Here is a 24581-nt window from a genome sequence, read left to right as displayed (position 1 = left end):
CCGACCCCGAGTGCACTCTCCTGCGCCAAATGGGGGAAGGTAGAGGCAGTCAGGGCACCTCGAAGAAGAGGCACTACGTCGGTGAGGGATGACGTGAGCGACAACTCTGTAGTACTCCGGTACGCGGACGGTGAATACACCTACCCGGTGGTCGAAAGCACCGTCGGTGACCAGGGCTTCGACATCTCGAAGCTCCGGGCCCAGACCGGGCTCGTCACGCTGGACAGTGGCTACGGCAACACCGCCGCCTACAAGTCGGCGATCACCTACCTCGACGGTGAGCAGGGCATCCTGCGCTACCGCGGCTACCCGATCGAGCAGCTGGCGGAGCGCTCGACCTTCATCGAGGTCGCCTACCTGCTGATCAACGGTGAGCTGCCGACCGTCGACCAGCTCGCGTCGTTCCGCAACGAGATCACCCAGCACACGCTGCTGCACGAGGACGTGAAGCGGTTCTACGACGGCTTCCCGCGCGACGCCCACCCGATGGCCATGCTGTCGTCCGTGGTCAGCGCGCTGTCGACGTTCTACCAGGACAGCCACAACCCGTTCGACGAGAAGCAGCGCCACCTCTCGACGATCCGCCTGCTGGCCAAGCTGCCGACGATCGCCGCGTACGCGTACAAGAAGTCGGTCGGCCACCCGGTGGTCTACCCGCGCAACGACCTCGGCTACGTCGAGAACTTCCTGCGCATGACGTTCTCCGTGCCGGCCCAGGAGTACGACCTGGACCCGGTCGTGGTCTCCGCGCTCGACAAGCTGCTGATCCTGCACGCGGACCACGAGCAGAACTGCTCGACCTCCACCGTGCGCCTGGTCGGCTCCTCGCAGGCGAACATGTTCGCCTCGATCTCCGCCGGCATCTCGGCCCTGTGGGGTCCGCTGCACGGTGGCGCCAACCAGTCCGTCCTGGAGATGCTGGAAGGCATCAAGAACGACGGCGGCGACGTCGACGCCTTCATCCGCAAGGTGAAGAACAAGGAGGACGGCGTCCGCCTGATGGGCTTCGGGCACCGCGTCTACAAGAGCTTCGACCCCCGGGCGAAGATCATCAAGGCGGCGGCGCACGACGTGCTCTCGGCGCTCGGCAAGAGCGACGAGCTGCTGGACATCGCGCTCAAGCTGGAGGAGCACGCGCTGGCCGACGAGTACTTCGTCGCCCGCAACCTCTACCCGAACGTGGACTTCTACACCGGTCTGATCTACCGGGCCATGGGCTTCCCGACCGAGATGTTCACCGTGCTCTTCGCGCTCGGCCGCCTTCCCGGCTGGATCGCCCAGTGGCACGAGATGATCAAGGAGCCCGGCTCCCGCATCGGCCGCCCGCGCCAGATCTACACCGGCGAGGTCCTGCGCGACTTCGTCCCGGTCGAGGCCCGCTAGGTCCTTCCGGCCGCTCCGGTCATACGGAAAGCGCCCCGCCGTCGATCCCCCCACGGGTCGACGGTCGGGGCGCTTCCCTTTCCCCGGCGGCGGATTCCCCCCACGGGATCCGCGCCGGGGCGTCGGTGTGTGCCGGGACCCGTTCGGGTCGGGTGGGCCGCTCAAAGCTTCCCGAGGGCACGCGTCCCGGCCGGCGGATGCCCGGACGTCCCCCAAAGACCTCCGTGAAACGTCCCCCAAGACGTTTCCGGCATCGCCCCATTAGACCTGTGCCGACCCCGGATGGTTACGTTGGGGTCACTGTGATCTGCGTCTCCAGTGAAGAACCTGTGGAGGGAACGCGGAGGAGGGTCCCCTACCGGAACGAGCGCAGGCGCAGGCTGTTGGTCACCACGAAGACCGAGGAGAAGGCCATGGCGGCCCCCGCGATCATCGGGTTGAGCAGCCCCGCGGCGGCCAGCGGGAGCGCCGCCACGTTGTAGCCGAAGGCCCAGAACAGGTTGCCCTTGATGGTGGCCAGGGTCCGCCGGGAGAGCCGGATCGCGTCCGCCGCCACCCGCAGGTCGCCGCGTACGAGGGTCAGGTCGCCGGCCTCGATGGCCGCGTCCGTACCGGTGCCCATGGCCAGCCCCAGGTCGGCCTGGGCGAGTGCGGCCGCGTCGTTGACCCCGTCGCCGACCATGGCGACCGTACGGCCCTCCGCCTGGAGCCGGCGGACCACGTCCACCTTGTCCCGCGGGAGCACCTCGGCGATCACCTCGCCGATGCCCACCTCCCGGGCCACGGTCCCGGCCACGGCCCTGTTGTCACCGGTCAGCAGCACCGGGGTGAGGCCGAGCGCCCGCAGCCGGGCCACGGCCTCGGCGCTGGTCTCCTTGACCGCGTCGGCCACGGTCAGCACGCCCCGGGCCGCGCCGTCCCAGGCGACCAGCACCGCGGTGGCGCCCGCCGCCTCGGCCCCGGCCTTCGCGGCGGCCAGCGGGGCGGGCAGCGGGACCGCCCGGCCGGCGAGCAGCCGCTCGCGCCCCACCAGGACCTCGCGGCCCTCGACGGTGCCGCGCACGCCCAGGCCGGCGACGCTCTCGAAGGAGGCGGGCACCGGCAGTTCCCCGGCCTTCTCGGCGGCGCCGGTGGCGATCGCCCGCGCGACCGGGTGTTCGGAGGCGTGCTCCAGCGCGCCGGCGAGCCGCAGCAGCTCCTGCTCGTCGACGCCCTCGGCGGGGTGGACCCCGGAGAGGGTCATCCGGCCGGTGGTGACCGTGCCGGTCTTGTCGAGCACGACCGTGTCGACGCGCCGCGTGGACTCCAGCACCTCGGGCCCCTTGATCAGGATGCCCAGCTGCGCGCCCCGGCCGGTGCCGACCATCAGGGCGGTCGGCGTGGCCAGACCCAGGGCGCAGGGGCAGGCGATGATCAGGACCGCCACGGCGGCGGTGAAGGCGGCGGTGGCGTCGTCGGTGAGGAGCAGCCAGGTGACCCAGGTGCCGAGGGCGAGGAGCAGGACGACGGGCACGAACACGGCCGAGATCCGGTCGGCGAGGCGCTGCACCTCGGCCTTGCCGCTCTGGGCCTCCTCGACCATGCGGGCCATCCGGGCGAGCTGGGTGTCGGCCCCGATCCGGGTGGCCTCCACGACGAGCCGGCCGGAGGTGTTGACGGTGGCGCCGGTGACCGCGTCCCCGACGGTGACGTCCACCGGGACGGACTCGCCGGTCAGCATGGAGGCGTCCACGGCGGAGGAGCCCTCGGTGACCGTGCCGTCGGTGGCGATCTTCTCCCCGGGGCGGACCACGAACCGGTCGCCGACCGCGAGCGCGCCGACCGGGATCCGCGCCTCGCGGCCGTCGCGCAGCACGGCCACGTCCTTGGCGCCCAGCTCCAGCAGCGCCCGCAGGGCGGCGCCGGCCTTCCGCTTGGAGCGGGCCTCCAGGTAGCGGCCGAGCAGGATGAAGGTGACGACGCCCGCCGCGACCTCCAGGTAGAGCGCGGAGGAGCCGTCGGTGCGGCTGACGGTGAGGTCGAATCCGTGCCGCATCCCGGTCATGCCGGCGTGGCCGAAGAACAGGGCCCACAGGGACCAGGCGTAGGCGGCCAGCGTGCCGACCGAGACCAGGGTGTCCATGGTGGCGGCGCCGTGCCGCAGGTTGGTCCAGGCGGCCCGGTGGAAGGGCAGGGCGCCCCACACGGCCACGGGCGAGGCCAGGGTGAGGCAGAGCCACTGCCAGTTGTCGAACTGGAGGGCGGGGACCATCGAGAGCAGGACGACGGGCAGGGCCAGGGCGGCGGAGACGAGCAGCCGCTGCCGGAGCGCGGCGAGCTCGGGGTCGCGTACGGCCGGGGCCTCCCCCGTGCCCGCCGCGGCGTCCGCTTCGGGCTCGGGTGCCGGCGGCGGGGGCTCCTCGGCGGTGTAGCCCGTCCTGACCACGGTCGCGATCAGGTCGGCCACCTCGACCCCGGCGTCGTAGGAGACCCGGGCCTTCTCGGTGGCGTAGTTCACCGTGGCGCTGACGCCGTCCATCCGGTTGAGCTTCTTCTCGATGCGGGCCGCGCACGAGGCGCAGGTCATGCCGCCGATCGTCAGTTCGACCTCGGAGACGGCGGCGCCCGCTATGGGCCCGTCGTGCACTGTGCTGCTGCTCATCTTCCCGCTCCAGGGGGAGGGCCGGGCCGTACGGTCCAGTGCGAGCTGGCGGGTGCGGCCCGGCGGGTACTGCGGTGGCGAGGGGTGCGGGGGCTCAGGCCGCCACGCCGGCGAGCTCGTACCCGGCCTCGTCCACGGCGGCGCGTACGTCGGCCTCGGAGAGCGGGTCCCGGGACTCCACGGTGACCTCGCCGGTGGCGGCGACGGCCTTGACCGAGGTCACGCCCGGCAGGGCGGACAGCTCGGCGGTCACGGCGCCCTCGCAGTGCCCGCAGGTCATCCCGGTGACCTTGTACACGGTTACCGTCACGGCGGTCATGTCGTTCTCCTCTGTCGGGGGATGTCTCTCGTATCAGACTATACCCCTAGGGGGTATTGACCGTTCATTGAGCGGGATTCCGGCGGTCTCCGGCCGGTCTCCGGCCGATCCTCCTCCGCCCTCCGGTGGACGGGGCGGCCGGGGCGCAGGTAAATGACGCTCATGTCCCATTCTGTGACGCTCGTCCTCATCATGGCCGCCGCGGTGCTCGCGCCCCTGCTCGCCTACGGGGTGGCGCGCCGGCTGCCCGTTCCGCTGGTGATCTTCGAGATCCTGCTGGGCATCCTCATCGGGCCCGACGTGCTCGGATGGGCGAACACCGGCGAGGTGATCGACGTACTCAGCCAGCTGGGCCTGGCCATGCTGATCTTCCTGGCCGGGTACGAGATCCGGTTCGACCAGGTCAGGGGCGACACCCTGCGCCGGTCCGTCTGGGCCTGGCTGGCCGCCCTCGCCCTCGGCCTGGGCGCCGGCGTCCTCCTCTCCCGCGGCGGCGGCTTCGACCAGGGCGTCTACGTCGGCACCGCCCTCACCAGCACCGCGCTCGGGGCGATCCTGCCGATGCTGAGGGACTCCGGGGACCTGGGGAGCCGCTTCGGGACGGTGACCATGGCGATGGGCTCCGTCGGCGAGTTCGGGCCGATCATCGCGATGGCCCTGCTGCTCAGCGGGCGGGCACCGGCCCGCTCGGCGGCACTGCTGGCCGCCTTCGCGGTCCTGACGGCGGCGGCGGTGTTCTGGGCGATGCGCCCCAAACCGCCCTGGTTCGCCGAGGTCATCGCCAAGACCCTGCACAGCAGCGCCCAGTTCGCGGTGCGGCTGGTGGTCCTGATGCTCGTGGCGATGCTGGGGCTGGCCCAGGCGATGGGCCTCGACGTCCTGCTCGGCGCCTTCGCCGCCGGGCTGGTCACCCGGCTGGTGCTGCACGGGGCGGCGCCGCAGAGCAGCGAGGCCGTGCTGTCGAAGGTGGAGGCCATGGGCTTCGGCTTCCTGGTGCCGGTGTTCTTCGTGGTCACCGGGATCGAGTTCGACCTGGACGCCCTCCTCGCGGGCGGCCGCGAACTGCTCCTGCTGCCCCTGTTCCTGCTGCTCTTCCTGCTGGTGCGCGGACTGCCGATCTGGCTGCTGGCCCCGCGCGACCTGGAGCGGCGGGACCGCGCGGCGCTCGTGCTGTTCGGGTCGACCGCGCTGCCGCTGGTGGTGGCGATCACCACCCTCGGCGTGGAGGACGGCATGCTCGGCGCCGGGGAGGCGGCCGCCCTGGTCGGGGCGGGCATGATCTCGGTCCTGGTCTTCCCGCTGCTCGCCCTGCGGCTGCGCGGGCGCGCCACGGCCGGCGTGACGACGGGCCAGGAGACCTGGTGAACGCGCCGGACGGGGGCGGGGCCGGGACCGGCCCCCGGGACCCCCGGTCACTCCTCACGGCGTCCCCGGTTGCCCGGGCGGCGCGCCACCCAGCTCCGGATGGTGTCGGCGTACCAGTACGGCTTGCCGCCCTCCACGTGGTCGGGGGCCGGCAGCAGTCCGTGCTTGCGGTAGGAGCGCACGGTGTCCGGCTGGACCCGGATATGGGCGGCGATCTCCTTGTAGGACCACAGCTGTCGGTCGCTCATCCACGCCACCTCCTGGTCCACGGCGCGGGGCCGGCCGGGAGGCCGTCGGGGGAGCCGGCGCGTGGACACTGACGATCACTCGGGTTGTGCCCGGAGAACGACGCTCGGTGAGCGCGGGGGAGCGTCTGTGGACCGTCTGTGACGGAAGACCCGCGTAGTACGGACATACGTGACACGGCGGCGACTCCCGTGACGGACGTGACACGAGAGCCGCCCCCGGCGGCGGGCGTTCGCGGGGTACCGGCGGGAGCCCGCCGGCGTCAGCGCGCGTACGGCGCCGGCCGCTCCGCCAGCCGCACCTCGGTCCGTACGCCGCTGCGCGCGGCCTCCAGACCGGCCTCCGACACGGCGGCGGCCGCGTACCCGTCCCAGGCGTCGGGGCCGTCCACCCGCCCCCGACCGGCCGCCGCCACCCACCGCCGCACCTGGCGGTCGTAGGCGTCGGCGAAACGCGTGGTGAAGTCCTGGGTGATCTCTCCGCCCCAGCGGCCGCCCGACTGCACGACCATCGCCTGCCCGTCGCCGATCCGGGCGGTGCCCGACTCGCCGACGGCCTCGCACCGCACCTCGTAGCCGAAGCCGCAGTTGACGAAGATCTCCACGTCGACGATCGCCCCGCCCGAGGTCTCCAGCAGCACCAGCCGGGGATCGCGCAGCCCCTCCGGCGCGGCCGAGGACGGCGCGGGCGAGAGCACCGTCACCGCCGTGACCTCCTGGCCCAGCAGCCAGCGGGCCGCGTCCACCTCGTGCACCACCGAATCGCTGATCAGCATGTCGCTCGTGAAGAACGACGGGGAGGAGGCGTTGCGGTGGCGGCAGTGCAGGAAGAGCGGCCGGCCGATCCCGCCCGCGTCCAGCAGCTCCTTGAGCCGCTCGTACTCCGCGTCGAAGCGCCGCATGAAACCGACCTGCACCAGCCGCCGGCCCACCCGCCGCTCCGCCTCCAGCACCCGCAGGGCCCCCTCCGGATCCGGGGTCAGCGGCTTCTCGCAGAGCACCGGCAACTCCCGCTCCAGGGCGAGCAGGATCGCCTCCTCGTGGGCCGGTCCGGGCGAGGCGATCAGCACGGCCTCCACCCCGGGCGCCGCTATCGCCGCGGCCGGGTCCGTGTACGCGCCCGCGCCGTCCACGGTCGCCGCGACCTCCTTGACCCGGTCCCCGTCCGGGTCGGCCACGGCCACCACCCGCGCCCCGCCGACCGTGCCGCCGATCCGCCGGACGTGGTCGGCGCCCATCTTCCCGGTGCCGATCACGGCGATGCCGAGCGTGCTCATGTCTCTCCTCGCAGGGTTCTGGGTCGTCAACGGGCGCCGCAGGAGCGCAGGTAGGCGCGGGTGCGCCGGGCGATCGGCAGCGGGCGCTCGGGCGGGCACGGGTACATGTCCTGCTCCACGATGGCGAACAGGTCCACCCCGAGCCGCTGCGCCGCCGCCAGTACGGGCTCCAGCGCGGGCACCCCGGAGGGCGGCTCGCACATCACCCCGCGCGCCACGGCCGGGCCGAACGGCGTCCGCTCCGCCCGCACTTCGGCGAGGATCCGCGGGTCCACCTGCTTGAGGTGGAGGTAGCCGATCCGCTCCCCGAACGTCTCGATCGCCTCGACGCTGTCCCCGCCGCAGTACGCGTAGTGCCCCGTGTCCAGGCACAGGGAGACCAGCTCCGGATCGGTGGCGTCCAGGAACCGGGCCACGTTCTCCGGGGTGTCGACGTGGGTGTCGGCGTGCGGGTGGACCACGATCCGCAGCCCGTACCGCTCCCGCACCTCGCGGCCCAGCCGCTCGGTCTGCGAGGTCAGTTCACGCCATTGGGCGGGGCTCAGCACCGGATCCTCCAGCATCCCGCCGGTCTTGTCGTCGCGCCAGAACGACGGGATGACGACGAGGTGCTCCGCCCCCGTGTCCCGGGCCAGCGCGGCGATCCGCGACACGTGCGCCCAGGTCTGCTCCCAGACGCCGGGGCCGTGATGGAGTCCGGTGAAGACGGTCCCGGCGGACACCCGCAGGCCCCGCTTCGCGGTCTCCTCGGCGAGCCGGACGGGATCGGTGGGCAGGTAGCCGTACGGGCCGAGCTCGATCCATTCGTACCCCGCGTCGGCGACCTCGTCGAGGAACCGCTCCCACGGGGTCTGGAGCGGATCCTCCGGAAACCAGACACCCCAGGAGTCCGGAGCCGAACCGACACGGATACGGGTCAACGCGGGTGGGGAGGAGGTCATGACGGCCACCTTAGGGTGCGAGCTTCGAGGGAAAAGGGAGGACGAGTGGGAGGAGAGCCTGCTGTGACCACGCCGGACGGGACGGCGGACGGACCGGAGGCCCGGGAAGCCGCCTATGACCTGATCACGATGGGGCGGATCGGGGTGGATCTCTACCCGCTCAAGACCGGCGTACCGCTCGCCGAGGCCGACACCTTCGGCAAGTTCCTCGGCGGCTCGCCGGCGAACGTCGCCGTCGCGGCCTCCCGGCTCGGGCGCCGCACCGCCGTCATCACCCGGACCGGCGCCGACCCCTTCGGCGCCTATCTCCGGTCCGAGCTGCGCGGATTCGGCGTCGACGACCGCTGGGCGGGCGAGGTGGCGGCCTACCCGACACCCGTCACCTTCTGCGAGGTCTTCCCGCCCGACCACTTCCCGCTGTACTTCTACCGGCTCCCGAAGGCCCCCGACCTGGAGATCCGGCCCGACGAGATCGACCGCGAAGCGGTGCGGGCGGCCCGGGTCTTCTGGATGACGGGCACCGGACTCAGCGCCGAGCCCAGCCGCGCAGCCACCCTGGCCGCGCTGGAGGCCCGCTCGAAGTCCGGCACCACCGTCTTCGACCTGGACTGGAGGCCGGTGCTCTGGGACGGCCCGCCCGGACCCTGGTACGAGCGGGCCCTGCGGCTGGCGACCGTGGCCGTCGGCAACACCGAGGAGTGCGAGGTCGCGACCGGGCACGGGGAACCGTACGCGGCCGCGGAGGCGCTGCTCGCGGCCGGAGTGGAGCTGGCCGTCGTCAAACGCGGGCCGCGCGGCGTGCTCGCGGTGCACCGCGACGGCACGGCGGTGGAGGTGCCGCCGGTGGAGGTCGAGGTGGTGAACGGGCTCGGCGCCGGGGACGCCTTCGGGGGCGCGCTGTGCCACGGGCTGCTGGCCGGCTGGGACCTGGAGCGGGTGCTGCGGTACGCGAACGCGGCCGGGGCGATCGTGGCGTCGCGGCTCGCGTGCTCGTCCGCGATGCCGTTCCCCGGAGAGGTGGAGGAGGTGCTGGCCCGTGCCGGTGCTGTCTGAGACGGGGATGGAACTCACCCGGCTGGTGGTGCTGGAACTGGCACCGGGGGAGACGTACGCGCACCCGTGCGGGGAGGCGGAGTGGATCGTGCTCCCGCTGACGGGCGGCTGCGAGGTCCGCTGCGCGGACGCTCCGCCGGGGAGGCTCCCGGGCGCGGCCCCGGCGCCGGGCGCGGCCGGAGACTCCGGGGCCGGGCCACGGCAGGAGTGCTCCCCGCCCCGCCCTTCCCGCGTTCCCCGGGACCCCGCCCCCGGGGGCGGTGCCGCCTTCCGGCTGCGGGGGCGGGACTCCGTGTTCGCCGGGCCGACCGACTTCGCGTACCTCCCCCGGGACGCGCACGCCGAGGTCACCTCGGCCGGCGGCGGCCGGTTCGCGCTCGTCGGGGCGCGCTGCGAGAACCGGCTCCCCGCCCGGTACGGCCGGGCCGCGGACGTCCCCGTGGAGCTGCGCGGCGCCGGCCGGTGCTCCCGGCAGGTCCACAACTTCGCCGCCGCCGGGGTCTTCGACTGCGACCGGCTCATCGCCGTCGAGGTGCTCACACCGGGCGGGAACTGGTCCTCGTACCCGCCCCACAAGCACGACGAGCACCACCCGGGCGAGGAATCCCGGCTGGAGGAGATCTACTTCTACGAGATCGCCCCGCACGACGGCACCCCCGGCGTCGGCTACCAGCGCGTCACGCCCTCGCCCGCCGGGAAGACCGACGTGCTCGCCGAGGTGCGCTCGGGCGACGTCGTCCTGATCCCCGACGGCTGGCACGGCCCGTCCATCGCCGCGCCCGGGCACGACATGTACTACCTGAACGTGATGGCCGGCCCGGACGCGGAGCGGGAGTGGCTGATCCGGGACCATCCCGACCACGCCTGGATCCGCGGCACCTGGCCCGGCCAGGACGTCGACCCCCGGCTGCCGTTCCGGGCGGACGAGACGGAGGAGAAGAAGGAGGAGAAGGCATGGGACACCGCGTGAGACTGACCACCGCACAGGCGCTCGTGCGCTTCCTCGCCGCCCAGTACGCCGAGCGCGACGGCCGCCGCCACCGGCTGATCGCCGCCACCTGGGGGATCTTCGGGCACGGCAACGTCGCCGGCATCGGGCAGGCCCTGCTGGAGAGCGGCCCCGAGGCCATGCCCTTCCTCCAGGGGCGCAACGAACAGGCCATGGTGCACGCCGCCGTCGGGTACGCCCGGCAGAGCGGGCGGCTGTCGGCGCACGCCGTGACCACCTCCATCGGCCCCGGCGCGACCAACCTCGTCACCGGGGCCGCCCTCGCCACGATCAACCGGATCCCGGTGCTCCTGCTGCCCGGGGACACCTTCGCCACCCGGCCCGCCGACCCGGTGCTCCAGCAGCTGGAGGTCCCCTGGGCGGGGGACGTCTCCGTCAACGACACCCTGCGCCCCGTCTCCCGCCACTTCGACCGGATCACCCGGCCCGAAGCCCTCGTCCCGGCGGCGCTCCAGGCGATGCGCGTGCTCACCGACCCGGTGCAGACCGGGGCCGTCACCCTCGCGCTCCCGCAGGACGTGCAGGCGCAGGCGTACGACTGGCCCGAGGAGTTCTTCGCCGAGCGGGTGTGGACCGTACGCCGCCCCCGCCCCGACCGGCGCGAGCTGGAGACCGCCGCCGGGCTGGTACGGGACTCCGCGCGCCCACTGGTCATCGCCGGCGGCGGCGTCCGGCACAGCGCCGCGCAGGCCGCCCTGGCCGCCTTCGCGGAGGCCACCGGGATCCCCGTCGCCACCACCCAGGCCGGCAAGGGCGTCCTGCCCCACGGCCACCCCGCCGACGTGGGCGGCGTCGGCCACACCGGCACCGCCACCGCCGACGCGCTCGCCCGGGAGGCCGACCTGGTCATCGCCGCCGGGACCCGGCTCACCGACTTCACCACCGCCTCCGCCACCCTGTTCCAGAACCCGGCCGTCCGCTTCGTCGGCCTCAACCTCGACCCCTACGACGCCCACAAACTCGCCGCCCGCCCCCTGGTCGCCGACGCCCGCGAAGGTCTCGGCGAACTCCGCGAGGCGGTCTCCGGATACCGCGTCGAGGCCGCGTACGAGGCCGCGTACACCGCGGCCAAGGCGGACTGGGAGCGCCTGGTCGACCGGGCCTGGGCCCCCGGCGACGAGGACGCCCCGCCCACCCAGGCCCAGGTGCTCGGACTGCTCGACGGCCTCGTCGACGACACCGACGTCCTGATCAACGCCGCCGGCTCCCTCCCCGGCGACCTGCACAGGCTCTGGCGCGCCCGGTCCGCCGACCAGTACCACGTCGAGTACGGCTACTCCTGCATGGGCTACGAGATCCCCGCCGCCATCGGCACCGCCCTCGCCGCCCCCGGCCGCCCGGTCTGGGCCCTGGTCGGCGACGGGACGTACCTGATGAACCCCACCGAACTCGTCACCGCCGTCCAGGAGGGGGTCCCCGTCAAGGTGGTGATCCTCGACAACCACGGCTACGCCTCCATCGGCGGCCTCTCCGGGGCGGTCGGCGGAGAGGGCTTCGGCACGGCGTACCGCTTCCGGGGGCCCGGCGGCGCGTACGACGGACCGCCCCTGCCGGTGGACCTCGCGGCCAACGCGGCCTCTCTGGGGATGGCCGTGCTCCGCACCCACACCCTCGGTGACCTGCGAAAAGCCCTGGCCGAGGCCCGCCTGTCGGACCGGCCCACATGTGTCTACGCACAGACCCGAACACCCGACACTGTGTCGGGCCCGCCCCCGGCACAGGCGTGGTGGGATGTTCCTGTGGCCGAGACCGCGACCCGTGCGTCGGCGGCCCGCGCCCGTGAAGAGTACGACCGGCAAGCCGCGCAGCGACGTCGCCATCTGTGAAGGAGCAGCACAATGAAGACCGTCAACCACTGGATCGGTGGCAAGACCGTCGAGGGCGCGTCGGGCAACTACGGCCCGGTCACCGACCCGGCCACCGGCGAGGTCACCACCCAGGTCGCGCTCGCCTCCGCCGAGGAGGTCGACGCGGCCGTCAAGGTCGCCCGGGAGGCGTTCCTGTCCTGGGGCCAGTCCTCGCTGGCCGCCCGCACCAAGGTGCTCTTCGCCTACCGCGCCCTGCTGGACGCCCACCGCGACGCCATCGCCGAACTGATCGTCGCCGAGCACGGCAAGGTGCACTCCGACGCGCTGGGCGAGGTCGCGCGCGGCCTGGAGATCGTCGAGCTGGCCTGCGGGATCACCACCCAGCTCAAGGGCGAGCTGTCGAGCTCCGTCTCCAACCGGGTCGACGTCTCCGCCATCCGCCAGCCGCTCGGCGTGGTCGCGGGCATCACCCCCTTCAACTTCCCGGCGATGGTTCCCATGTGGATGTTTCCGCTGGCCATCGCCTGCGGGAACACCTTCATCCTGAAGCCGAGCGAGAAGGACCCGTCGGCCTCCGTGAAGCTGGCCGAGCTGATGACCGAGGCCGGTCTGCCGGCGGGCGTCCTGAACGTCGTCCACGGTGACAAGACCGCCGTCGACGCCCTCCTCGCCCACCCCGGGATCTCCGCCGTCTCCTTCGTCGGCTCCACCCCGATCGCCCGCCACATCCACACCACCGCCGCCGCCAACGGCAAGCGCGTCCAGGCACTGGGCGGCGCCAAGAACCACATGCTGGTGCTCCCGGACGCCGACCTGGACGCCGCCGCCGACGCGGCCGTCTCCGCCGCCTACGGCTCGGCGGGCGAGCGCTGCATGGCCATCTCGGCGGTCGTCGCGGTCGGCTCCATCGCCGACGAACTCGTCGAGAAGATCCGCGAGCGCGCCGAGAAGATCAAGATCGGCCCCGGCGACGACCCGGCCTCCGAGATGGGCCCGCTGATCACCGCCGCCCACCGCGACAAGGTCGCCTCGTACGTCAAGGGCGCCGCCGGCCAGGGCGCGGAAGTGGTCCTGGACGGCACCGGCTACACGGTCGACGGGTACGAGAACGGCCACTGGATCGGCCTCTCGCTCCTCGACCACGTCAAGACCGGCTCCGACGCCTACCGCGACGAGATCTTCGGCCCGGTCCTGTGCGTGCTGCGCACCGAGACCTACGAGGAGGGCGTGGCCCTCATCAACGCCTCGCCGTTCGGCAACGGCACCGCGATCTTCACCCGCGACGGCGGCGCCGCCCGCCGCTTCCAGCTGGAGATCCAGGCCGGCATGGTGGGCGTCAACGTGCCGATCCCGGTGCCGGTGGGCTACCACTCCTTCGGCGGCTGGAAGGACTCGCTCTTCGGCGACCACCACATCTACGGCAACGACGGCATCCACTTCTACACGCGCGGCAAGGTCGTCACCACCCGCTGGCCGGACCCGGCCGACGCCCCCGCCGGCGTGGACCTGGGCTTCCCGCGCAACCACTGAGCGCAGGCCCTGACGCCCCACCGCACCAGCAGCCCCCGGCCCACCCTCACCGGCCGGGGGCTCCGCTGTTCCCGGAGCCGGAGCCGGAGCCGGTTCCGGTTCCGGTTCCGGAGCCGCGGCCGGGCGCCCGGCCGAGCCGCCGCCGGATCGGGAGCCGTGGCCGGGCGCGGGCCGTCGCCGCCGCCGCCGGGTGGGGAGCCGCGCCCGGGCGCCGGCCGTCGCCGCCCGGTCTACAGCAGCGGCCAGACGTCCGCCGACGCCGTCTCCGACCAGACCACGTCGCCGTGGCCGTAGCCCGGGACGACGGCGAAGCGGACCCGGTCGTTGCCCGCCTCCCGGATCAGCTCCGCGCCCCGCGGCTCGTCACCGCGCCCCAGTTCGGTGTTGACCCACACCACCTCGCAGCCGATCCGCTCCCACGCGATCGAGTACGCCTTCCCGTCGCCCGCCCACACCGCCGCGAGGTCCCGCATCAGGGCCGTCGGAACCAGCCCGCTGCCCAGGGCCGAGGTGACCGTGTGCCAGGTGGCGAGCGGGGTGCGGGACAGCTCGAAGCGGTCCTCGGCCGGGGCGGCACCGAAGGCGTACTCGCCCGCGCCGTGACCCTGCCGGTGGATCCAGTTCGCCGGGCCCGGGAGGGCGGCGGTTCGGACCAGCGCGAAGTGCGCCAGGCCCGCGTGCGTGAAGCGCTGCCCGGGATCCGGCGGCCACGGCACCTCCGACGCCCCCGACGGGTCCGTCACCGCCCGGGCGACCAGGGCCGCCAGGCCCGGGTCGGCCGCGTGGACACCCCGCGCGAGCTGCTCCTCGTACGCCTCGCGGGTCTCGGCCGCCCGCTCGGCCAGGGCCCCCGTGTACGGGCCGGTGGTGTCCAGGACCAGCACCCGGCGCAGCCGCTCCGAGGGGTCGTGGGAGGCCGCGTCCAGGGCCAGGGCGGCCCCGGCCGAGTGGCCCGCGTACTCGTACGGCAGGCCCAGTACGGAGTCCAGCGCGGCCACCACCCCCGCCAGGTCCCGGCGGTGCGCGGCGAGCCCGAAGTCCGCGGTGACGTCGGAGGGGCCGGCGGCGTCCTCGCGGGGCGTCACCCCGACCACCAGCAGGCCCTGGCGGCGCAGGTGGTGGGCCAGGCTGTCCCGGCCGGGGGTGAAGAAGTCCGCCGCGAAGTTCAGGCCGCCGCCGGGCAGCAGGTACGCGATCCCGTGCGGGGCCCGCACGGTGTCCGCGACCACGTCCACCGTGACGGGTGCCGGGCCGCCGTCGTCGAGCGGGAGGGTGAGCCGTATCCAGCCGTCCCCGGGCAGGTAGGCGGCGGTCCCGGTGCCCAGCGCCCGCTCGATGCGGGTCAGCAGGCCCACGCCCCTGACCGGCCGCGCGGGCGGCGTGGCGGACCCGGACTCGCTGTGCTCTCGTACCATCCGTCAAGCCTCCCGGTCACAGGTGATGGCCGGATGCCGTCACCCCCCGGGAACACCCTCGCCGGTCAGCGCGCCCCCGCCAAGTCAGGTTCGCTCACCGCTTGTTCCGCAGTGGCGCGGCGGCGCCGGCGCAGCACCAGGGCGGCGATGCCCGCCCCCGCCAGTACCAGGGCCGCGCCCGCCGCCGGCCACGGCACGGCGAGGAAGTCCGTACCGGCCTCGGAGGCGAGGCCGGGGTAAGCCGTCGCGCCCGCCGCGACCTTGACGGACACCCGGTCCAACTGGGGGGAATCCGGCCACGGTTCGCTCAGGCTGACCCGCTGGCCGGGGAGCAGGACGAGCTTCAGGTCGCGGGCGGAACGGTTCAGCACCCGGCGCCCGAACAGCCCCTCGGCGGACACCGCGACCTTCGGCTCCACGACCACGTTGCCCCGGTTCACCAGCGTGTACGTGACGGTGGCGCGGGCGTCCTTGACCCACGGCAGCAGCGGCGCGCCCCGGGTGACCCGTACGTCCTCCACGCTCAGCCCCGGGGTCAGCGGGCCGGGGACCCGGAAGTAGAGCCGGGCGCCCACCTGCCGCTTGACCCCGACCTGCACCTTGCCCTCCTTCCGCACCCCCTCGACCTGGGTGTTCAGCGCGACGATCCCGCCGACGTGGTCGCCCGGCACGGCGTCCTGGGGGACCTTGACGGTGAAGGGGATGTCCTTGCGGCCCCGGGGCGGGACGGTGACGGTGGTGGCCGCCTCGGGCGCCAGCGCCATCCAGGTGCCGACGCCCGAGGGCTTCGTCTCGGCGGGCAGCAGCGCGAAGGCGCCGCCCGAGGGGGTGTTGACCGCGTCCGTGGCGAAGACCTGGAAGGTCAGCTCGCGGTCGGAGGAGTTCAGGACCGTCACGCTGTCACTGACCGTGGTCCCGGCGGCGCCCTGGTGGAAGAAGTACGCGCGGTCGGTCACCGACGCGCCGGCCGGGGGCGTCGGGAACACCCCCCAGGTGCCGTTGTCCGCGGCCGTGGCGGGCGCGGCGGGGAGCAGCAGCAGCGCCCCGCACAGGCCGGGGAGGAGGGAGCGGAGAACGGTGCGGATGCGCATGGGCGGAGGTCTCCAGGGTCGCGGCGGTGGAGCGCTGAGGCGGGATGCGGCGCCGGGTGCGGTGGTGGAGCGCGGAAGGGGGGCGCCGGGGTGGGGTGCGGTGGTGGAACGCCGGAGGGTGGTGGGGGGGGGGGGGGGGGGGGGAAGGGGGAGGGGGGGGGGGGGGGGGGGGGGGGGGGGGGGGGGGGGGGGGGGGGGGGGTGGGGGGGGGGGGGTGGGTCCTCCCCCCCCCCCCCCCCCCCCCCCCCCCCGGGCCGGGCCGGCCGTCAGGCGATGGAGAAGGTCACGACCGACTGGTACGTGTCGGCGAACATGAACGGCGGCAGCTGGATCATCGCCGCGCCGCCCACCGCGAACTCGCCGCCGGTCAGCTCCTCACCGCCGGCCGCCTGGGAGGCGACCTTCATCGGGGTGTCCGAGATCGCGCCCGGGGCGCCCGCCGTGCAGGTGCTCGGGCTGTCCGGGTTGGTCACGGTGCAGGTCGGCTGGATGCCGAGCTGCGCCTTCGCCATGGAGTGGCCGGTCGTCTGGTTGAGGAACGGCGTACGGGTCGCCGTCACGTCCCAGCCGAGGGTGCCGCCGCGGAAGTCCTGGACGGTCGCGGCGTTGAACGCGCCGAACACCGACTGGGCCTTGCCGTTGATGGTCACCGCGCCGAAGCTCACGGCCGGCTGGCCGTCCTTCGGTCCGAGGGCCAGCGGGCCGGGGAGCACCTCGATGTCCACCGGGTTCTTCACGCCCGCCTGCTCCTCGACGAAGACGAAGGCCTTGGCGGGCGGGACCGAGCCGTCGATCTTGATCGCGTCGGCCTTCTTGGTGACGGTGATGTTGCAGGTCGCGGCTCCGGACGCGTCCGCCGTTCCGGTACCGGTGTCACCGGTCGCCGCGCCCGCGAGCAGGGCGGAACAGGTGACCGGGCCGGCCGGGAAGTTGGCGCCGGTTGCGGTGACGGCGGTGCCCGCCGAGCCGCTGTTGGGCGTCAGCCTGGTGGTGACCGGGTCCTTCGGCAGGGCCTCGACGGCGATCGAGGCCACGGAGGCGCTGGGGCGCGGGTCCGGCGTACAGGTCGTCGTGTAGACCGTGCCGCCGAGGTCCGCGTCGGTGACCACCTGGTCGATGGTGATCTGGACCGTCGTGCCCTCGGTGCCGTCCGGGATCTTGACGGTGCCGCTGAAGGCCGGCGGGTCGGACTTCTTGCCGGCTTCCTGGTGGCTGGCGGTCGGCGGGCTCGCGACGGTCTGCGCGGCCCCGCCGACGAGGAGCTTCGCCTTGATGGTGTTGACCGTGTCGATGGTGAACATCGGGATCACCGGCGTCTCGCCGGGGTCGATCGTGATCGGTACGGTCTCGCCCGCCTTGGCGGTGTCCGGCACGGTGACCGTGTAGTCCTGGTTGCCGTTGGCGCCCGGCTGGGGGGCGGGGGCGACGCACTTCACCGGCACGGACGTGGTCTTGGTCGCGGCCTGCGCCGGCCCCGTCAGGGCCACGACGCCGCCCGTCAGGGCCAGGGACAGGGCGCCCGCCCCGGCCAGCACTCTTCGTCTGAGCGTTCTCGTACTCACAGGGTCGCGACTCCTTCGTCATGACGAACCCCTTCCCCCACCCGCTGTGGGGGAAGGCCGAGCCGGTGCGGATGGCCGTCATTGACGCGTCGCGGTGATGAGAAGTCAATGGCTTGCTTTGGCCCGAAGCGCACAGACATTGATGTCCCATCAGACCCGGTCTGACGGGACATCGGATACCGACTGGTCGGTGGCTCCGGGGTGCCGGCGGCTACCGCTCGGGCGGCCGTCCGGGCCGCTGCCCGGCCGGGACGTGCAGGAGCAGGTTGGCGGTCCCGGCGGGCAGGTTCGTGATCCGGTCCCGGACGGCGTCGCGCACCAGTACCCGGCCCACCTCCTCGGGGGTCCGGGCCTCGCCGCCCGCCAGGAGCAGCGCGGCGGCGCCCGCCACGAGCGGGGCGGCCATGGAGGTGCCGGAGGACCGGGCCAGGGCCGTGGGGGAGCCCTTCCAGGCGGAGGTGACGGCCAGGCCCGGCGCGGAGATGTCCACGCAGCGGCCGTGGTTGGAGAAGTCCGGACGCCGGTCCGTCCAGTCGGTCGCGCCGACCGTGAGGGCCTGCGGGGCGGCGGCCGGGGAGCCGGCGCAGGCGTCCCGGGCCTCGTTGCCCGCGGCCACGGTGAAGGTGATCCCGGAGGCGACCGCGCGCAGCACCGCCGCCTCCATCGAGCGGCTGCGGCTGCCGCCCATGCTCATGTTGGCGACGGCGGGACCCCGGGCCCGGTTCGCGGCGTGGTCCTTGATCATCCAGTCGAGGCCGCGCAGGATGACCGAAAGGCTCCCGTCGCCCCGGCAGTCGGCCACCTTCACCCCGACGAGGGAGACCCCCTTCGCGACGCCGTACGTCGCCCCGCCCACCGTGGCGGCGACGTGCGTGCCGTGGCCGTTGCAGTCCTGGGCGTTCTCCAGGAACACCCCGTTGTAGCCGTTGCGGGCGCGCCCGCCGAACTCCTGGTGCGGGGTGTTGATCCCGGTGTCGACGACGTAGACGGTGACGCCCCGCGCCTCGTTGCCGGCGCGCGCGTACGAGCCGTCGAGCGGGAGCTCGCGCTGGTCGATCCGGTCGAGCGCCCAGGGCGCGGGCCGCTGCGCGGCGGGGGCGGGAGCGGGGACGGGAGCGGGGACGGGAGCGGGGACGTGGACCGGCGCCGGGGTGGGGGTGGGGGTGGGGGTGGGGGTGGGGGATTGCGCCGGGTCCGGGGTGGGTGCCGGGGTGGTGGGGGTCGGGGCCGGGGCGGGTTGCGCGGCTGGGGCCTGCGGGGGCGCCGGCGTGGGCGGCGCCGCGGCCTCGGGCGGGGGCGCGGCGGGTACGGGGATGCCGCCCGGGGGCTCGGGGGCGGCGGGCACGCCCGAGATCCGGAACGTGACGTCCGGCTCCACCGCCGCCACCCGGGGGTCGGCGGCGAGCGCGGCGGCGCGGGCCGGGGTGGTGCGTACGGCGAACCCGTCGAGGGCGGCGTCGTACACCGCCCCGACCCGGTCCCCCGACCGCGCCGCCTCCGCGGCCAGGGCCCGGGCCGGGGCACGGGAGGCGGTGTCCTTGAGCAGGACGACGTAGGGAGCGGTGGCCGCGTCACCGCTCGTACCGCCGTCGGCGGCGGAGGCGGGGTGCGGCGGCAGGGCGGCGGCCGCGGCCAGGAGGGCGGCGGCCGGGAGCAGGGCGGTCATGGCGGTCATGCGGCCGATGCTCGGCCAGCCCGCCCGGCACCGCGCGGAGGGTGCGCCGAGTGGCCGCACGACACGCCGCCGGAGGGGGCGTCAGGAGCCGTCGAGGGTCCAGCCGCGCATGGAGAAGAGCCCCTCGTCCTCGGCGCCGGCCGAGTCGTAGGTGGCCAGCGCCTCCTCGTTGTCCGTGTCGACGCCCACCCACATGCCGTAGCAGCCACGGGCCTTGGCCTCGTCGGCGAGCGCCCGGGTCAGGGCGCGCCCGATGCCGCGCCGGCGGTAGCCCTCGTCCACGGACAGCTCGTACAGGCACATCTCGGTGCCCTTGTCGGGGTGGGTCATCTCGATGCCGGAGACCATGCCGGCGGGCACGCCGTCGACGTAGGCGATCAGCATCAGGTGCCCGCCGCGGCGGAGGAAGAGCTCGGCCCACTCAGGGTCGGCCGGGCCGTCGAAGAGCCCCTCGGCAGCCACGAGTTCGGCGGTGCTGGTGGCGCGGCGGATGTCCATGGCGGCCAGCGTAGGGCTCCGGCGGTGTGTGACCATGCGGACATGACGGCAGACGGGGGCGGGCACCGGGACGGGGACTTCGAGCGGGCGTGGCGGACGGCACCGGAGGCGGTGCGGCGGGCGCTGGAGCTGGCCTACGAGGCGCTGGTGGCCGGGGGACTGGCGGTGGGGGCGGTCCTGACGGATCCGGCGGGCGCGGTGCTGGCCGAGGGCCGCAACGAGGCCTACGAGTTCCCCGGCCAGGGGCGGCCGGGCGCGGGGCCGCTGCGGGGCACGCCCCTGGCGCACGCCGAGATGAACGCGCTCGGAGCGGCCCGTACGGGGTGGGACCTCGGCTCCGCCACGCTGTGGAGCACGCAGGAGCCGTGCGCGATGTGCGCGGCCGCCGCCCGGTTCACGGGGGTGGGCGCGGTGCGGTACCTGGCGCCGGACCCGTGGGCGCTGGCCGGCGGCTCGGGCGGGGGATCGGGAGCGGAGCCGGCCGGGGACCCGGTCTGGCTGCTCGCGGCGAACGTGATGTTCCTGCGCAGCGTGGCCCTGGCGGCGGACCCGGGGCCGGCGGAGCCGCCGATCCTGGTCCACCACCGGGCCGCGGAACCGGAGACGGCCGCCCTCCATGACGCCGTCCCCGCCGGGGCGCCTGCGGCGGCTTCGGCCGGGGCCTGGCTGGCCGGCCTGTGGCCCCTGCTGGCCCCGGCGGCACGGGACCGCACCGCGCGGCTGCCCTGACCGGCCCCCGCCGGCCGGTACCGGCGCCGGCAAGGCCGCGCCGACCCCGCCCGCGCCCCGGGGCGCCCCGCCCGACCGGCCCGGCGGGACCGGCGGCACCAGCGGGACCGGCCCCGCCCGACCGGCCCCGCCCGACCGGCACCGGCCGACCGGCACCGGCCGACCGGCAACGGCGGGCCGGCGTCGGCGGGCTGGCGTCGGCGGGCTGGCACCGGCAAGGCCACGCCGACCCCGCCCCGGGGGCGTCGCGCCCGACCGGCACCGCCCGACCGGCACCGGCTGGGAGGCTTGGGCTGACCGGCATCGGCGGGCTGGCGCCGCCGGCCGGCACCCGCCGGCCGGCACCGGCGGGATGCGGCCGGCCGGGCGGTCCGGGCGCGGCTCAGGGGCCGTCCCCGGTCCCCGCCCCGACTGGGCTCCGGGCCTCGGCACCCCGCAGCCCTGGCACCCCGCGCCCTCACACCGGCGACGCGCAGGCGGGATCCAGGCCCCGCGCGGGGCGGCCGGTCAGGCGCTGCGGACCGCGACGGCGGCGGCGTAGGAGGCCGGTGCCGGGAGGTCGCGCAGGGTCCAGCCCGGGACCCGGGCGGGAGCGGCTCCCGAGCCCACGTAGGGTTCGGCCAGCCCGAAGGCCACCCCGACGCCGGTGCCCTTGAGGCAGGCCTCCTTGCGGGCCCACACCCGGGCCATCGCCGCCGGCCGGTCCGCCTCCGGGAGTGCGGTGATCTCGGCCGCCTCCACCGGATGCAGGCTGCTCAGGACGTCGGCCACCGCGCCCGCGGTGGGCAGGCCCTCCACGTCGACACCCACCGGCACCCCCGCGAAGGCGAAGTAGGCCATGTCCGCGCTGTGCGACAGCGAGAAGTGCACCGCGCCTCCCGCCACGGCGGGACGGCCGTGCGGCCCCCCGCAGCCCGGGCAGTCCTCGCGGACCAGTACGACCTTCTCCGGCGCGAGCCCCAGGTACCCGCCGAGCAGTACCCGCAGGCCCAGGTGTGAGGCCAGGTAGCTGCGCCGGTCGGCAGGGCGCAGCAGCCGGGCGGCACGCTCCCGTTCGGCCGTGTCGAGCAGCGCCGGCGCCCCGTCCGCCTCGTGACCGCCGATCACCTCGCACGTGGTGTCCAGCGACCACACCGCCACGGCGGATCCCGCCGGTGGCGGGCCCGTGAGGGGGACGGCGCCGTCGAGCTGGTTGACGTACTGGCTCATCCGACGAGGGTAGTCGAGGCAGTTGGAGCCCCGGTTACCCTCGTGCCGGACTTGCCCGCACCACACCAGGGGGAACACACCGTGCACAGTGCCGTCGTGACACCGCAAGGCGACAGGATCCGCTGGGTCGAACTCCCGGGAGCGGACGTGCCCCGCGTCTACCTGCACGGCCTCGGCTCCACCTCCCCCGCCTACTTCGCGGCGAGTGCCGTGCACCCGCTGCTGGCCGGGCGGCGCTCGCTGCTGCTCGACATGCTCGGGCACGGCCACAGCGACCGGCCCGAGGCGTTCCCGTACACCCTGGAGGCGCACGCCGACGCCGTGGCGGAGGCCCTGACCGCGGCCCGCGCCGAAGGCGCCGAGGTGATCGCCCACAGCATGGGCGGGGCGGTGGCCATCGTGCTCGCCGCCCGGCACCCCGGGCTGGTCTCCCGCCTCGTCCTCGTCGACGCCAACCTGGACCCGGCGCCGCCCGTCCCGGGCACCGCCGGCAGCAGCGGCCTCGCCTCCTACACGGAGGAGGAGTTCCTGGCCGGCGGCTGGGAGGAGGTGCGCGACCGGGTCGGTGCGCACTGGTGGTCGACCATGCGGCTGGCCGGCCGGACCGCCCTGCACCGCAGCGCCGTGAACCTGGCCGCGGGCACCACGCCCACCATGCGGGAACTGCTGCTGGAGCTGAAGATCCCGCGAGGCTTCCTCCTCCCGGAGGCGGACGCGCCGCTCGCCGGAGCCGAGGCCCTGGAGGCGGCCGGCGTCGCGGTGGTGGCCGTACCGGACTGCGGGCACAACATCATGCTCGACAACCCGGAGGGCTTCGCCCGGGCCACGGCGGATCTCCTCGCCCGCGACACGGTCTGAGCCCGCGGAGCCCGCCCCGTCACCGCGAGGGGCCGCCGCCGGGTACGCCGGCTGGCGCGACGGCCGGGGCACCGCCCGGTATTCGACCCCCCGGCGAGGGCGTCCCGTCGGTCCAGGCGTAGACCTTCCGGCCGCGTACGGAGACCTGGTACTGGTACCGGTCCCGGCATTCGGGGCGCTCCTCGGCACGGGTGTCGCCCGGCCACCAGCGCGCGCCCAGCCGGGGGCCGCCCGCCTTCTTCGGCGTCCCGGCGGCGCACTGCGGGCCGTCGAGCGGGGTCTTGCCGAGGGTGAACCGGATCAGCCGGGCCCCGCCGTCGCCGCGCGCGCGGATCCGTATGTCGGTGGCGTCCCGCGGTATCCAACTGGGCAGGACGAACGCCCTGTCCCCCTGCTTCGGCGCGTCGGCGGCACTGGCGTAGCGCTTGCCCTTCTCCCGCAGTACCTGCTTCTCCAGGGCCTCGGTGACCGGGTTGGGCGGCAGGTTGGGCAGGGCGAAGGCGGCCAGGGCGAGGGCTCCCGCGATGGCGGCGGCGATGACGAGCGGACGGCGGTTCATGTCCACAAGTGTTCGTGGCCGGGGCCCGTTCGCGCGTCCCTCCCCGGTATCAACCTCGAATCTGCCGGAGGTCGGACACGGACTCATACCTGAGAGGGGTGGGGTCCACGCGTCCGCCGCCGACACGCGTGCGCCAGGGTCGCGTTATAGGAGCGGTAGGGGCCGGGGATATGGCGTGCTCCGAAGGTGATTCCCGACGCCGCACCGGGAGTTGACCGGGCGGCCCCGTCGCCCGCTCACCCCGCCGCACCGCCCGCCCCCCACGGAGGATTGCCATGCGTCGCCGCCTCGTCCCCCTGCTCGCGTCCGCGTCCGCCGGCCTGATCGCCCTCGCCACCCCCGCCTCGGCGGTCCCCGCGGACAAGCCGCAGGTGCTGAGCGGCTGGACGCAGACGAGCGTCTCCAGCTACAACTCCTGGGTCGCGGCGCGCGGCAACCAGGGCAGCTGGGCCTCGTACGCCTTCGACTGGTCGACGGACTACTGCTCCTCGTCCCCCGACAACCCCTTCGGCTTCCCCTTCCAGACGGCCTGCGCCCGCCACGACTTCGGCTACCGCAACTACAAGGCGGCGGGCGCGTTCCCGGCCAACAAGTCCCGGCTGGACGACGCCTTCTACGCGGACCTCAAGCGGGTCTGCTCGCAGTACTCGGGCGTCAAGAAGGGCTCGTGCGACAGCACGGCCTGGACGTACTACCAGGCGGTGAAGGCCTTCGGCGTCTCCCCGCAGGACGCCCCGGCCGACGGTTCCCCCTCCGGTGCGACCACCCCCGAGCCGGCCCCGGCCTCCTGACCTTCCCCAGCCGCTGACTCTCCCCGGCCGCTGACTTTCCCCGGCCCCTCGACCCGCTGACCGCACGCCCGGGCCCCGGCCCGCCCCCACTCCGTCCCGCCCGAACGAACCCCCGTCGGGCGGGACGGTGCTGTTCCGGTTTTGCGGGTGCAAGGGTCGCGCAAGCGTCCGGTCGAGTGAATTTCCGCCAGTCTCGGAGGACGGCGCGAGCCCTGCCCAGGGCAGCCCGGACGGCCTCGGGAGGTCTCTCGGGAGGTCTCTCGGAAGGGTGGAAGAAGAGTGCCCCCGGCAGGACTCGAACCTGCGGCCAAGCGCTTAGAAGGCGCCTGCTCTATCCACTGAGCTACGGGGGCCGGTGGTGACCGTGGTGGCCTGGAGCCCCTTGGTGGGGGTGGGACTGCGGTCCGTGCCGGGTCAAGGATAGGGCTCCGGTTGCCTTGTCCCGGTTGCTTCACTCGCGTGCCACGTTGTGGAGGTTCGGTGAAGCGGTCCCGATAATCGCAGGCAGGTGCGATTCTCGCACCGCTTTTGCGCCGCGTCGGCCTGGGTGTTGTGCAGTCGTTATGCCTGCGTCCCACTCGTCCGCCGTGTCCATGATGTCCCTCTGGAGTCGCGGTCGGCGC

The 24581-nt window shown here is 74.4% G+C and carries 21 protein-coding genes and 1 tRNA gene; 9 read left to right on the top strand and 13 right to left on the bottom strand.

Annotated elements, in window-relative coordinates; all coding sequences use genetic code 11:
* Positions 1 to 93 precede the first annotated feature (93 nt).
* Positions 94 to 1383, top strand: coding sequence for a citrate synthase (locus AC069X_RS17945; protein ID WP_136216460.1), 1290 nt, complete (start codon positions 94 to 96; stop codon positions 1381 to 1383).
* A gap of 355 nt (positions 1384 to 1738) precedes the next feature.
* Here the strand turns inward: AC069X_RS17945 and AC069X_RS17940 are convergent, their stop codons facing one another.
* Both AC069X_RS17940 and AC069X_RS17935 read right to left on the bottom strand, forming a co-directional pair.
* Positions 1739 to 4024 carry a heavy metal translocating P-type ATPase gene (locus tag AC069X_RS17940; RefSeq protein ID WP_478729549.1) on the bottom strand — a complete coding sequence of 762 codons (2286 nt, stop codon included), beginning with the start codon at positions 4022 to 4024 and terminating at the stop codon, positions 1739 to 1741.
* A 94-nt stretch (positions 4025 to 4118) separates the two neighbouring features.
* Positions 4119 to 4343, bottom strand: coding sequence for a heavy-metal-associated domain-containing protein (locus AC069X_RS17935; RefSeq protein WP_478729548.1), 225 nt, complete (start codon positions 4341 to 4343; stop codon positions 4119 to 4121).
* Positions 4344 to 4505: 162 nt separating this feature from the next.
* On the opposite strand from AC069X_RS17935, the gene AC069X_RS17930 reads away from it, so the two are divergent.
* A complete protein-coding gene (locus AC069X_RS17930; RefSeq protein WP_478729547.1) occupies positions 4506 to 5708 on the top strand; it encodes a cation:proton antiporter in 1203 nt (400 codons plus the stop codon).
* 47 nt (positions 5709 to 5755) lie between these two features.
* Here the strand turns inward: AC069X_RS17930 and AC069X_RS17925 are convergent, their stop codons facing one another.
* The 3 genes from AC069X_RS17925 to AC069X_RS17915 all read right to left on the bottom strand — a co-directional run bounded on the left by AC069X_RS17925 (position 5756) and on the right by AC069X_RS17915 (position 8171).
* Positions 5756 to 5956, bottom strand: a complete 201-nt coding sequence (locus AC069X_RS17925; protein WP_478729546.1) for a helix-turn-helix transcriptional regulator — start codon at positions 5954 to 5956, stop codon at positions 5756 to 5758.
* Between the two features lie 260 nt (positions 5957 to 6216).
* On the bottom strand, positions 6217 to 7230 hold the full coding sequence (locus AC069X_RS17920; RefSeq protein WP_478729545.1) for a Gfo/Idh/MocA family protein: 1014 nt from the start codon (positions 7228 to 7230) through the stop codon (positions 6217 to 6219).
* Positions 7231 to 7256: 26 nt separating this feature from the next.
* Complete coding sequence (locus tag AC069X_RS17915; protein WP_478729544.1) at positions 7257 to 8171, bottom strand: sugar phosphate isomerase/epimerase family protein; 915 nt, start codon at positions 8169 to 8171, stop codon at positions 7257 to 7259.
* A 63-nt stretch (positions 8172 to 8234) separates the two neighbouring features.
* Here AC069X_RS17915 and iolC point away from each other — a divergent pair, with 63 nt between their 5' ends.
* From iolC to AC069X_RS17895, 4 genes are read left to right on the top strand one after another with little or no spacing between them, the layout of a single operon-like run.
* A complete protein-coding gene (gene iolC, locus AC069X_RS17910; RefSeq protein WP_478729543.1) occupies positions 8235 to 9224 on the top strand; it encodes a 5-dehydro-2-deoxygluconokinase in 990 nt (329 codons plus the stop codon).
* The gene (gene iolB, locus AC069X_RS17905) at positions 9208 to 10194 is read left to right on the top strand and encodes a 5-deoxy-glucuronate isomerase (RefSeq protein ID WP_478729542.1); all 987 of its coding nucleotides are present in this window, start codon (positions 9208 to 9210) and stop codon (positions 10192 to 10194) included. The genes iolC and iolB overlap by 17 nt, the downstream gene beginning before the upstream one ends.
* Positions 10179 to 12059, top strand: coding sequence for a 3D-(3,5/4)-trihydroxycyclohexane-1,2-dione acylhydrolase (decyclizing) (iolD, locus tag AC069X_RS17900; RefSeq protein WP_478729541.1), 1881 nt, complete (start codon positions 10179 to 10181; stop codon positions 12057 to 12059). Before iolB ends, iolD begins: the two co-directional genes overlap by 16 nt.
* Before the next feature lie 12 nt (positions 12060 to 12071).
* Entirely contained in the window at positions 12072 to 13571 is a 1500-nt protein-coding gene (locus tag AC069X_RS17895) for a CoA-acylating methylmalonate-semialdehyde dehydrogenase (RefSeq protein WP_478729540.1), read from the top strand.
* Positions 13572 to 13801: 230 nt separating this feature from the next.
* Here the strand turns inward: AC069X_RS17895 and AC069X_RS17890 are convergent, their stop codons facing one another.
* From AC069X_RS17890 to AC069X_RS17870, 5 genes are all read right to left on the bottom strand, one after another.
* Complete coding sequence (locus AC069X_RS17890; protein WP_478729539.1) at positions 13802 to 14986, bottom strand: hypothetical protein; 1185 nt, start codon at positions 14984 to 14986, stop codon at positions 13802 to 13804.
* 65 nt (positions 14987 to 15051) lie between these two features.
* Complete coding sequence (locus AC069X_RS17885) at positions 15052 to 16077, bottom strand: WxL protein peptidoglycan domain-containing protein (RefSeq protein ID WP_478729538.1); 1026 nt, start codon at positions 16075 to 16077, stop codon at positions 15052 to 15054.
* Between the two features lie 266 nt (positions 16078 to 16343).
* Positions 16344 to 17639: a hypothetical protein gene (locus AC069X_RS17880; protein WP_478729537.1), complete on the bottom strand. Its 1296-nt coding sequence runs from the start codon at positions 17637 to 17639 to the stop codon at positions 16344 to 16346.
* 211 nt (positions 17640 to 17850) lie between these two features.
* The gene (locus AC069X_RS17875) at positions 17851 to 19314 is read right to left on the bottom strand and encodes a S8 family peptidase (RefSeq protein WP_478729536.1); all 1464 of its coding nucleotides are present in this window, start codon (positions 19312 to 19314) and stop codon (positions 17851 to 17853) included.
* Between the two features lie 81 nt (positions 19315 to 19395).
* Complete coding sequence (locus AC069X_RS17870; RefSeq protein WP_478729535.1) at positions 19396 to 19812, bottom strand: GNAT family N-acetyltransferase; 417 nt, start codon at positions 19810 to 19812, stop codon at positions 19396 to 19398.
* Positions 19813 to 19854: 42 nt separating this feature from the next.
* Between AC069X_RS17870 and AC069X_RS17865 the strand changes: the two genes are divergently transcribed.
* The gene (locus AC069X_RS17865; RefSeq protein WP_478729534.1) at positions 19855 to 20541 is read left to right on the top strand and encodes a nucleoside deaminase; all 687 of its coding nucleotides are present in this window, start codon (positions 19855 to 19857) and stop codon (positions 20539 to 20541) included.
* 507 nt (positions 20542 to 21048) lie between these two features.
* Here AC069X_RS17865 and AC069X_RS17860 read toward each other — a convergent pair.
* The gene (locus AC069X_RS17860; protein ID WP_478729533.1) at positions 21049 to 21750 is read right to left on the bottom strand and encodes a 4'-phosphopantetheinyl transferase family protein; all 702 of its coding nucleotides are present in this window, start codon (positions 21748 to 21750) and stop codon (positions 21049 to 21051) included.
* Between the two features lie 81 nt (positions 21751 to 21831).
* Here AC069X_RS17860 and AC069X_RS17855 point away from each other — a divergent pair, with 81 nt between their 5' ends.
* A complete protein-coding gene (locus AC069X_RS17855) occupies positions 21832 to 22608 on the top strand; it encodes an alpha/beta fold hydrolase (protein WP_478729532.1) in 777 nt (258 codons plus the stop codon).
* Positions 22609 to 22627: 19 nt separating this feature from the next.
* Here AC069X_RS17855 and AC069X_RS17850 read toward each other — a convergent pair whose 3' ends face one another.
* On the bottom strand, positions 22628 to 23167 hold the full coding sequence (locus AC069X_RS17850; protein ID WP_478729531.1) for a hypothetical protein: 540 nt from the start codon (positions 23165 to 23167) through the stop codon (positions 22628 to 22630).
* Between the two features lie 275 nt (positions 23168 to 23442).
* Between AC069X_RS17850 and AC069X_RS17845 the strand changes: the two genes are divergently transcribed.
* The gene (locus tag AC069X_RS17845; protein ID WP_478729530.1) at positions 23443 to 23958 is read left to right on the top strand and encodes a phospholipase; all 516 of its coding nucleotides are present in this window, start codon (positions 23443 to 23445) and stop codon (positions 23956 to 23958) included.
* Between the two features lie 280 nt (positions 23959 to 24238).
* On the opposite strand, the gene AC069X_RS17840 is transcribed toward AC069X_RS17845, so the two are convergent.
* Positions 24239 to 24311, bottom strand: a tRNA-Arg gene (locus AC069X_RS17840).
* Positions 24312 to 24581: the final 270 nt, after the last annotated feature.

It is taken from the genome of Streptomyces sp. NPDC043896, assembly GCF_056435605.1.
This window is presented reverse-complemented; position numbering and strand designations above follow the sequence as displayed.

What these genes read in the sequence shown, in the direction of transcription:
- AC069X_RS17940 (WP_478729549.1), bottom strand. Translation starts at nt 4,024, where the DNA reads ATGAGCAGCAGCACAGTGCACGACGGGCCCATAGCGGGCGCCGCCGTC.
- AC069X_RS17935 (WP_478729548.1), bottom strand. Translation starts at nt 4,343, where the DNA reads ATGACCGCCGTGACGGTAACCGTGTACAAGGTCACCGGGATGACCTGC.
- AC069X_RS17930 (WP_478729547.1), top strand. Translation starts at nt 4,506, where the DNA reads ATGTCCCATTCTGTGACGCTCGTCCTCATCATGGCCGCCGCGGTGCTC.
- AC069X_RS17925 (WP_478729546.1), bottom strand. Translation starts at nt 5,956, where the DNA reads ATGAGCGACCGACAGCTGTGGTCCTACAAGGAGATCGCCGCCCATATC.
- AC069X_RS17920 (WP_478729545.1), bottom strand. Translation starts at nt 7,230, where the DNA reads ATGAGCACGCTCGGCATCGCCGTGATCGGCACCGGGAAGATGGGCGCC.
- AC069X_RS17915 (WP_478729544.1), bottom strand. Translation starts at nt 8,171, where the DNA reads ATGACCTCCTCCCCACCCGCGTTGACCCGTATCCGTGTCGGTTCGGCT.
- iolD (WP_478729541.1), top strand. Translation starts at nt 10,179, where the DNA reads ATGGGACACCGCGTGAGACTGACCACCGCACAGGCGCTCGTGCGCTTC.
- AC069X_RS17895 (WP_478729540.1), top strand. Translation starts at nt 12,072, where the DNA reads ATGAAGACCGTCAACCACTGGATCGGTGGCAAGACCGTCGAGGGCGCG.
- AC069X_RS17890 (WP_478729539.1), bottom strand. Translation starts at nt 14,986, where the DNA reads ATGGTACGAGAGCACAGCGAGTCCGGGTCCGCCACGCCGCCCGCGCGG.
- AC069X_RS17885 (WP_478729538.1), bottom strand. Translation starts at nt 16,077, where the DNA reads ATGCGCATCCGCACCGTTCTCCGCTCCCTCCTCCCCGGCCTGTGCGGG.
- AC069X_RS17875 (WP_478729536.1), bottom strand. Translation starts at nt 19,314, where the DNA reads ATGACCGCCATGACCGCCCTGCTCCCGGCCGCCGCCCTCCTGGCCGCG.
- AC069X_RS17870 (WP_478729535.1), bottom strand. Translation starts at nt 19,812, where the DNA reads ATGGACATCCGCCGCGCCACCAGCACCGCCGAACTCGTGGCTGCCGAG.
- AC069X_RS17865 (WP_478729534.1), top strand. Translation starts at nt 19,855, where the DNA reads ATGACGGCAGACGGGGGCGGGCACCGGGACGGGGACTTCGAGCGGGCG.
- AC069X_RS17860 (WP_478729533.1), bottom strand. Translation starts at nt 21,750, where the DNA reads ATGAGCCAGTACGTCAACCAGCTCGACGGCGCCGTCCCCCTCACGGGC.
- AC069X_RS17850 (WP_478729531.1), bottom strand. Translation starts at nt 23,167, where the DNA reads ATGAACCGCCGTCCGCTCGTCATCGCCGCCGCCATCGCGGGAGCCCTC.
- AC069X_RS17845 (WP_478729530.1), top strand. Translation starts at nt 23,443, where the DNA reads ATGCGTCGCCGCCTCGTCCCCCTGCTCGCGTCCGCGTCCGCCGGCCTG.